This is a genomic window from Chryseobacterium sp. VAUSW3 (genome assembly GCF_002205795.1).
Classification (GTDB): Bacteria; Bacteroidota; Bacteroidia; order Flavobacteriales; family Weeksellaceae; genus Kaistella; species Kaistella yananensis.
Genome location: NZ_NIUY01000007.1, coordinates 1 through 6,719, shown reverse-complemented (window position 1 = coordinate 6,719; position 6,719 = coordinate 1). Strand labels below are relative to the sequence as shown.

General features: G+C 30.0%; 8 protein-coding genes. All 8 read left to right on the top strand.

The window, feature by feature from the left end; all coding sequences use genetic code 11:
- The coding region (locus CDW55_RS12450; RefSeq protein WP_228399661.1) for a hypothetical protein at window positions 1–519 on the top strand (519 nt) is incomplete at its 5' end.
- Between the two features lie 230 nt (window positions 520–749).
- Complete coding sequence (locus CDW55_RS12445) at window positions 750–1,478, top strand: hypothetical protein (protein WP_143756241.1); 729 nt, start codon at window positions 750–752, stop codon at window positions 1,476–1,478.
- Between the two features lie 228 nt (window positions 1,479–1,706).
- Entirely contained in the window at window positions 1,707–2,213 is a 507-nt protein-coding gene (locus CDW55_RS12300; protein ID WP_088470075.1) for a hypothetical protein, read from the top strand.
- Between the two features lie 210 nt (window positions 2,214–2,423).
- Window positions 2,424–2,987 (top strand): hypothetical protein, encoded by a 564-nt coding sequence (locus tag CDW55_RS12295; protein ID WP_088470074.1) that lies wholly within the window; start codon window positions 2,424–2,426, stop codon window positions 2,985–2,987.
- Between the two features lie 228 nt (window positions 2,988–3,215).
- The gene (locus CDW55_RS12290) at window positions 3,216–3,803 is read left to right on the top strand and encodes a hypothetical protein (RefSeq protein WP_088470073.1); all 588 of its coding nucleotides are present in this window, start codon (window positions 3,216–3,218) and stop codon (window positions 3,801–3,803) included.
- A 683-nt stretch (window positions 3,804–4,486) separates the two neighbouring features.
- A complete protein-coding gene (locus tag CDW55_RS12285; protein ID WP_088470072.1) occupies window positions 4,487–5,110 on the top strand; it encodes a hypothetical protein in 624 nt (207 codons plus the stop codon).
- Window positions 5,111–5,336: 226 nt separating this feature from the next.
- Complete coding sequence (locus CDW55_RS12280) at window positions 5,337–5,792, top strand: DUF5063 domain-containing protein (protein WP_088470071.1); 456 nt, start codon at window positions 5,337–5,339, stop codon at window positions 5,790–5,792.
- Between the two features lie 167 nt (window positions 5,793–5,959).
- On the top strand, window positions 5,960–6,682 hold the full coding sequence (locus tag CDW55_RS12275) for a DUF2071 domain-containing protein (protein ID WP_088470070.1): 723 nt from the start codon (window positions 5,960–5,962) through the stop codon (window positions 6,680–6,682).
- Window positions 6,683–6,719: the final 37 nt, after the last annotated feature.

The following is a 6,719-nucleotide window of genomic DNA, read 5'->3' as shown; positions in this document are numbered from 1 at the left end:
TCGTTCCATTTAGCCCGCACTTCGCCAATACTTTTTCCGTTAGCCGTAATTGTAAAAACATACCGCATTAAGATGAAATCACTAATAAAAATTGCTTTACTTTTTCTATTTTCTGTAAATTGTTCTGCTCAAGATATATCTGAAAAACCAAATTTAATTGGAAATTGGATTTGGACAGATTATTGGCAAAATAGCAGTGATTTTATATTGAGTTATGATAATTATGTTTCAATGTCAATAAATGGAGAATTCATAGATGGAAAAAATTTTATTGTTCGTGGTGGAATAAATAACGGACAAAAAGCTGAACTAAAATATTCTATTAATTACGAAAAAAATCCAATTGAAATTGATTTCATAGCAATAAAAGATAACGAAGAAAAAGGTAGAATATTAGGAGCAATTAAACAGATAAACGAAAATGAATTTCTGATGACAATGAGTTTTGATGGCAAAAGAGATTTGAATTTTACCGATGAAAATGCTGAAAAAATTATGTCAATTAAAAGAAAAAAATAAAACAACTACGGCTAACATTGTATTGGCAAAATGCGGGGAGAAGTAACAAGTTGAACTACTCTACATTTTTAGCCGCCAATATTTTCCAATTCCACATTTTTGATTAACTTAGTTCCATTGAAAAAATATTGGCTACGATTGGTCTGAACTTGAACTTTTGTTCAAATTAAGCCCGCACTTCGCCAATACTTTTTCCGTTAGCTGCAATAATCTCAAAAATCGTGTATTAAATGAAGGTCAAAATATTTTCAATATTAGTAGTACTATCTTTCTTTTACGGCTGTGGTTTTGGAAAAAATGATTGGACAATTGAAAAATTATATGTCCAAAAAATTGAAGGAAGCCCAAAGGTTATTTATAATTTTAGTGCGTGGGGCGGATTGGACTCAAATCCAAGAGGGTTTATTATTTTGGATTCTACTGAAACCTTTAAAGTTAAAGTTGAAAATATACTTCCAATTTATCAAATATCAGAAATTCCAAATAAAAAGAACATTGAAGGCATTACACACGACTGTTATGGAACATGTGGAGAACCTTATTATAAAAGTAGTATTATTCTTAAACCAATGAAAATTAATATTACAAACGAAAATGGAATTGATTTAACTACACGAATTTATCAGTATAAAGGATATTCAGAAAGTTCAAATGGCGGAAGGTATCAATTTGAAAAATTTGTAGAAACAAGAGATAGTTTGTATTTCTATAATTTGAATGATATTGAAAGTATGGAAAAATACCATTTAGATGAACTAAAAATAAAAAAAGGAGAAATTTATTTAAATTCAAATGAAAAAAACGAAATCATAAGAATTTTTGCGAATAATGTTCAATTAAACCCAATCACTAAATCGATTGAAAAAATTTCTGATTATTCATTAACCCCTAAATATCCTATTAAAGATCAAGATTTATCTGAACGCGGAATTTTTAGAGAAGCCAAAATCCCCAAATAATACTGCAGCTAACAGTGTATTGGCAAAATGCGGGGGAAAGTGCAAAATTGAAAAGCAGAAAAAATAATCCGCTCATGCTTTTCAATTCTGCTTTTTTTTTGTAAGTTAGCAGTATTGAAAAAGCATTCGCTACGTTTGGTCTTCCTTGAACTTTTAGTTCTTCGAAAGCCCGCACTTCGCCAATACTTTTTCCGTTAACTACAATTTCATAACAACCGCACGACCAATATGAAATTATTTTTTGGATTATTTTTTACTATCACTTCTAATCTTTTATTTGCTCAAAAAGATGATTTATACTTATGGAAAAAACATGATTTTTATAAAGGTTTGGATACAATAAATACTTTTTCAAAAAATTATCCAACCAAATTAATCGAAGGATCTGGAATAATTAGAAATAAAAGAAATAAAGTTATTGGTTCAATAGGATTTGGAACTGAAATTACAAGAAATGTAGATTTAAAACTTGTTCGATTATTTAATTCCGAGAATCATTTTTATAAGAAAAACGGAAAAACGCCTGCAAAAACAATTAACTATTCAACTTACGTATATTTTGATAATTTGGAAACTCCAGATTTCGCAAAAATAATACGAGAAGAAACCCTTCAAGAAAAAGTAGTTTATTCTGAAACAATATTTTTTGACTTACATAAAATAGATTTTAATGCAAAAAATCTAACTCAAGATGAAATTCGATTAAGAAACTTATTAAACGATATAAAAAATTAAGAAACTGCAGTTAACATCGGCTTGGCGAAATGCGGGGTTAAGTGCTTTATTGTACTTCTCGCCTATTTTATTCGCAAAAGCTGTTTGCTTTTGTTTTTTTATTAAATTTACCAAAAGGCTCACAGCTTTGGCTACGTCTTGGACTGAATTGAACTTTCGCTCAATTCAAGCCCGCACTTCGCCAAGCCACGGCCCGTTATCTGCAATTTTATGAAAATCAGGCTGTTAAATATTATCATTCTATTTCTAATGTTGGTTACAATATTTGGCTGTAAAAAATCAAATTCAGAAGAAAATAGAGAACTGAATCAGATTATTTTTGCAATTGTACAAAGAGAAAATAAATTCAATACTTCAGCAATTTATATTAATGATTCTTTAAAACAATTGAAAGTATACATTCCATCAAAAGAAGAAATTGAACAGAAAATTCCCCCACCTCCTCCTGGAAAAACTACAAGTATTTTGAGGTTATTAGATTTTCGGAAAAATTATACATCAGAAGATTCAATTTTAGTTTTGAAACAAAATAATTACGCATTAAAAAAAATAAAAATTGACAATGAAATTAATTCCGATTTGAAAATTTCCAATCCAAAAAATAAAAATGAAAGAAATTTATCATTTTCTACACCGATATATTTTACAGGTAATTTCGTTTATATAGAAGTTGGTTATTATGACTATGGCTTTAGCCGCGGAACAGCATATCTACTAAAAAAAGAAAATGGAAAATGGAAAATTTGGGATGAAGAAGCTTTATGGATAACCTAAAAAAACTGCAGATAACATTGTATTTGCAAAAGGCGGGGTTGAAACCAAGTAGAAAGATTTGTTGCATTTAGTCGCAACTTGCTTTTCATATTACTTTTTTTTGTAATTTGGTAATCTGCAAAAGCAATTTGCTTCGTTCGGTCGAAATTGAACTTGCAGTTAAATTTAGCCCGCCCTTCGCAAATACTTTTTCCGTTGTGTGCAATTTTACAAAAGTGCCGTCCAAAAATGAGAATTAGAATCCTTTATATTGCTAATATTTTGCTATTATTTACTTCTTGCAAAAAAAAGGAAAATAAAGATATTCTGGAATCTGATATAAAATATGTTTATACAAAACCTTCATATCTAGGAGAAAGAAAAAAATATAAAATCGGTAATTATAAAATTGATTATTCAGACAAAGGATTTATCAAAATAAGTTATTCTGAAACTGATAATTTCGGGAAACCTAACACAGTTTTACTGAATAAAAATAACAGATATTATAACTATTTCGACTTATCACAAAAAGATAGTTTATCAAAAAAATCATATTTGTATTTTTCTAAAAACACTTCTGATTCCTACAGATTTATTGAAAAAATATCAACGTCGAATTTAGAACCTCCCCCACCTTATTTCGATGAATTTAACAGACCTTTTGAATATTTCGACGATAGTATTATATTTAAAAAAATCGACAACTTAAATTTGATGTATATTAAGGATAATAATTTAGGAAGAATAAGTTCGTCTGAATATTATTACGATGATGACTTTAGAATTAAAAAAATTGTTGAAAGATTTGGAAAAACTACAATAACCTACAAGTAAAAACTGCACACAACATAGTATTTGCAAAAGGCGGGGTTGAAGTTATAATAGAACTATGAGTTGCATTTAGTCGCAATTTGCTTTTCATATTACTTTTTTTTGTAATTTGGTAATCTGAAAAAGCAATTTGCTTCGGTCGGTCGAAATTGAACTTTTCGTTCCATTTAGCCCGCCCTTCGCAAATACTTTTTCCGTTGTGCGCAATATTACCGCCGCGACTTTCAAACAAAATTTATGAGATTTTTTTAACTCTGAACTGCTCTTTTTGCTGGCTGAATTCTGAATTTGAATCTACCTTTGGAAAAATAACCGCACTGAGGATTGCCGCTTAAAAAACCGCACTGACTTTTCTAAAACTACTGATCTGACTCCCCTACTTTGCACTTAGCGTCCTGGATTAAACTTCAGAAAACTATTTCTGCTAAAACAAAAATGCAAAACTGCACGAATTCACTATCTTTTTTAACTGTCTGACTGACTATTAAAAGCACTAAAACTCCCTTGAAATTAACAAATACTGCGCACAACACGGTATTTCTATTAGCGGGATTGAAGTTTACATCATAAAGATTTTCGCGAGTTGTTCTTTTTGTTATATTTACAAAAACTAATTATAATAATCCCCGCCAACAGAAATACCCAACCGTTATCTGCAATAATCCACAAAATCTCGCTACAACTGAATGGACTGGACTTTCAATTCAATTTTATTTGACGAAATAGATGTTAATAAGGTTTATCAAAAAGATCTGAAAAATAATGATATTAGTTGGCCTAATCAGAATTTCGGAAATTCGGAATATGCAATTTTGTGGCATTTAAAAACAACGGATAAAATAGTAAATCAAATTCCAAAATCTGATAATTTAAAATTCTTACAATTGAATTGGGCAAATATTACAGATTTTAGCCTTATTGCTGATAAATTTACTAAACTGAAAAGACTTGAATTGCAATGCTGTATCAAATTACTTAATGATGATTTCATAGATGGTTTGAGCGAAAATTTAGAGCATTTGCATATTCTTACCTCAAAAAAATTCATATTTGAACAAAATCTCTTGAAACTTAAAAATTTAAGAATATTGTGTTTAAATGATTGTGGCCCAATTGAAAATTTAGATTTTTTGAAATTATTTCCGAAACTCGAAGATTTTAGATTTGTAAATACAAATATTTTGGATGGAAATCTAAAACCAATTCTTGAACACCCAACAATTAAAAGTGTCGGTTTTTTAAATAAAAGACATTTTAATATCAAAGACCTTGAAATGCAAAAACTCCTTGGAGAAAAAACAAATAAATAAAATATTACTGCAGATAACATAGTATTGGCAAAATGCGGGAGGAAGTGCAAAATTGAAAAGTAGATTTTCTATTCCGCTCATGCTTTTCAATTCTGCAATTTTTTGTAAGTTAGCAGTATTGAAAAAGCATTCGCTACGTTTAGTCTTTCTTGAACATTTTGTTCTTCGAAAGCCCGCACTTCGCCAATACTTTTTCCGTTATGTGCCATATTAGGACGACACAACAATGACAGAATTAATTCCGACAATAAACGAAATTGTTAAGTATGGACTCCAGCCAAACTTGACAGTAACCGACAAAGAAAAATTGTTGGAACGACATCTCGTGAAAATTTACGACATGTATTTTCACATTGAATACAAATTTGATGAAACAAAGTTCCCAGACTTTGACAAATCACAACTTCCGGACATCAGACAAAATGTTGCAAGTAATTTCAATGAATTTGGATTCTACAAAACAATCCTTGACATCAACGACATTGACAATATAAAAGATAATGCAATTGGAGACGCAATAGACGACCTTTCTGATATTATCACGGACCTTTTAGAAATTAAATGGAGAATTGAAAACAACAGTTTGGCTGACGGACTTTGGTATTTCCAACTCATTTTTTACGGACATACTCAACAACACATTCTCGATTTGCTGAACTTTATGAAGCAAAAGAATGGATAGAAATACGGCACATAACACGGGTTTTGCGTTAGTGGGCTGACAGTGCGAATAGAAACATTTGAGCAATTAATAAACTTTGGTGCTGGCAGACAGTTTACGGTTTCAAAAGCCCACCAACGCAAAGCCCGAAACCGTTAGCTGCAATGGTATTAAAACCCCGTCAATAAATGAAAATCCCAACAATTCATGGAATAATAGAACGAAGAATGCTTATAAATTTTGTAGCAGATTCGGAATTTGTTCAAAAAATTTTACCTGAACCATTTCGTCCAAAACTTTATGAGGGAAAAGCAATCGTTGGAATATGTTTAATTCGATTAAAAGACATAAAACCAAAAGGATTTCCAAATTTTATCGGAGTTAATTCAGAAAATGGAGCACATAGAATTGCAGTTGAATGGAATGAAAACGGAGAATTGAAAGAAGGTGTCTATATTCCAAGACGAGATACGAATTTAAAGCTGAATTCATTAATTGGAGGAAGAATTTTCCCTGGAAAACATTATTTCGCAAAATTTAATGTTCAAGAAGAAAATAATAATTATCATTTAGATTTTACGAGTTCTGATAATACAACTATAGAAATTGACGCAAAATTATCAGATAAGTTTGATGAAAATTCAATATTTAAAACAATAGAAAACGTTTCAAATTTTTTTGAAAATGGTTCCGTGGGATATTCTCCAAATGGGAAAAACTATGAAGGATTAAAACTAGAAACATATAATTGGGAAGTGAAACCATTGCAAGTTTCTAATGTAAAATCAAGTTTTTTTGAAGATGAAAATATTTTTCCAAAAGGAAGCATAAAATTCGACAATGCAATTTTAATGGAAAATATTGAACACGAGTGGAAGTCATTGAAAACAATAAAAAACCACTGCAGCTAACATATTCTATGACAAAAAGCAAACAAAAAGTGATAAA

Bases quoted from the DNA above. Each gene is read 5' to 3' on its own strand.
- CDW55_RS12445 (WP_143756241.1), top strand. From the start codon at position 750: ATGAAGGTCAAAATATTTTCAATATTAGTAGTACTATCTTTCTTTTAC.
- CDW55_RS12300 (WP_088470075.1), top strand. From the start codon at position 1,707: ATGAAATTATTTTTTGGATTATTTTTTACTATCACTTCTAATCTTTTA.
- CDW55_RS12295 (WP_088470074.1), top strand. From the start codon at position 2,424: ATGAAAATCAGGCTGTTAAATATTATCATTCTATTTCTAATGTTGGTT.
- CDW55_RS12290 (WP_088470073.1), top strand. From the start codon at position 3,216: ATGAGAATTAGAATCCTTTATATTGCTAATATTTTGCTATTATTTACT.
- CDW55_RS12285 (WP_088470072.1), top strand. From the start codon at position 4,487: ATGGACTGGACTTTCAATTCAATTTTATTTGACGAAATAGATGTTAAT.
- CDW55_RS12280 (WP_088470071.1), top strand. From the start codon at position 5,337: ATGACAGAATTAATTCCGACAATAAACGAAATTGTTAAGTATGGACTC.
- CDW55_RS12275 (WP_088470070.1), top strand. From the start codon at position 5,960: ATGAAAATCCCAACAATTCATGGAATAATAGAACGAAGAATGCTTATA.